The following is a 1,147-nucleotide window of genomic DNA, read 5'->3' on the forward strand; positions in this document are numbered from 1 at the left end:
GTCGGGGCCGGTCGCCGCGATCTCCTCGCCGCTCTCCTCGACGACGTAACGGGGACGCTGGACGGACAGGCGGGCCGAGAGCTCGCTGATGGCGCCGAGCAGGTACTCCAGCGCGTCCAGCGTGTGCCCGGCGGCCACCTCCAGCGTGCCGGCCCCGTTGCGGTGGTCGAGCGTGTACGCGGCCCACGCCGGGATCCGCGCGCCGGCGCCCTTGCCGCGGGCCGCGTACACGGTGGCCGAGGTGACCCGCCCGACCCGGCCGGCGCCGACCAGCTCGCGCGCGTGACGGATCTCCGGGGCGTGGCGGGCCTGCAGGCCGACCGCGTGCCGCACTCCGGCACGGTCGGCGAGCCCGGCCAGGGACGCGGCCTCCTCGCTCGTCAGGGCCAGCGGCCACTCGCAGTACACGTGCTTTCCCGCCTCGATCGCCGCCCGGACCAGCCGCGCGTGCGCCGGCACCTTGACCGTGACGGCGACCAGGTCGACCTCATCGTGCTCGGCGAGCCTCCGCACGTCCGTGAAGGCGTGCTCGGCGCCGAAGGCCCGCGCGGCCTCCCGCGCGCTCTCCTCGCGCGTGGTGCCGACCGCCGTGATCACGTAGTCCGGCAGCGCGCGGAGGGCCGGGACGTGCGCGCGGGCGGCCCATCCACGATCGGGCGCGGCCCCGACGATGCCCACCCTGATCCGCTCTCCCATGGCCGCCCCTCTCGCGCATAAACGGACTCCTTACGTCCGCTTCTTCGGAGCCTAGGACAACCGGACGCGTCGCGTCCACTTTGATACGCTTCCGTCGCATGAGCGCCGTGGAGCGGATGCTGGCCGGTGACACCGGGCGCCGGCCGCGGGCGGACGCGCTCCGCAACCTCGAACGCCTGGTGACGGCCGCGCGGACCGCGATCGCCGAGGACGGCGTCGAGGTGACCGCGCACGAGATCGCCCGCCGGGCGGGCGTGGGCGTCGGCACCTTCTACCGCCGGGTCGCCTCCCGCGAGGCGCTCCTGTACGCCGTGCTGGAGGAGGTCCTCGGCGAGGTCACGGCCATGGCGGACCGGGCCCTGGAGGACCCCGACCCCTGGCGCGGCTTCTGCGACTTCGCCGCCGCGTTCGTCCGGCTGCGCGCCGAGAGCTGCGGCGTGGGCGAGGCGCT

General features: G+C 75.7%; 2 protein-coding genes. One reads left to right on the forward strand and one right to left on the reverse strand.

The window, feature by feature from the left end; genetic code table 11:
* Nucleotides 1-696: Gfo/Idh/MocA family protein (locus ACFFNX_RS50680; protein WP_378213656.1), on the reverse strand; the 696-nt coding region annotated here is incomplete at its 3' end.
* A 98-nt stretch (nucleotides 697-794) separates the two neighbouring features.
* On the opposite strand from ACFFNX_RS50680, the gene ACFFNX_RS50685 reads away from it, so the two are divergent.
* Nucleotides 795-1,147 (forward strand): TetR/AcrR family transcriptional regulator (locus tag ACFFNX_RS50685; RefSeq protein ID WP_378213657.1); only part of this gene is annotated, 353 nt, incomplete at its 3' end.

The sequence above is a fragment of the Actinoallomurus acaciae genome (assembly GCF_042429965.1).
GTDB classification, from domain to species: Bacteria; Actinomycetota; Actinomycetes; order Streptosporangiales; family Streptosporangiaceae; genus Actinoallomurus; species Actinoallomurus acaciae.